The organism is Blastococcus sp. MG754426, assembly GCF_021699055.1.
Lineage (GTDB): Bacteria > Actinomycetota > Actinomycetes > Mycobacteriales > Geodermatophilaceae > Blastococcus.
Genome location: NZ_SSXC01000196.1, coordinates 1 through 348, shown reverse-complemented (window position 1 = coordinate 348; position 348 = coordinate 1). Strand labels below are relative to the sequence as shown.

Here is a 348-nt window from a genome sequence, read left to right as displayed (position 1 = left end):
GTGTTCTCCGTCGAGCGGACGGGCACGAGCTCCGGTGTCCCCGTCGAGTGGCGGCACACCCTGATCCGGGCCGACCGCTTCGCCCTGACCAGCACGCTGGACCCCCGGCCGGGAGCGACCGAGCCGCCCAGCGGCGATCTCGCCGCCTCCGCGCTCACGCCGAGCTTCGGCTGACCCCACCCAGGAAGGACCGACGATGACCGAGGCGTCCCGCACCACCCGGCTCCCCGATGTGGATCCCGGCCAGGCCGCCGAACTGCTCGAGCGGGGCGAGGCCGTGCTCCTCGACGTCCGCGAGCCACAGGAGTGGGCAGCGGGCCACGCCCCGCAGGCCGAGCACCTGCCGCT

Annotated in this window: 1 protein-coding gene; it reads left to right on the top strand. The window is 75.0% G+C overall.

All coding sequences use genetic code 11. The features are described 5' to 3' along the window. Positions 1-196: 196 nt before the first annotated feature. Positions 197-348 (top strand): rhodanese-like domain-containing protein (locus E9549_RS24595; protein ID WP_374201479.1); only part of this gene is annotated, 152 nt, incomplete at its 3' end.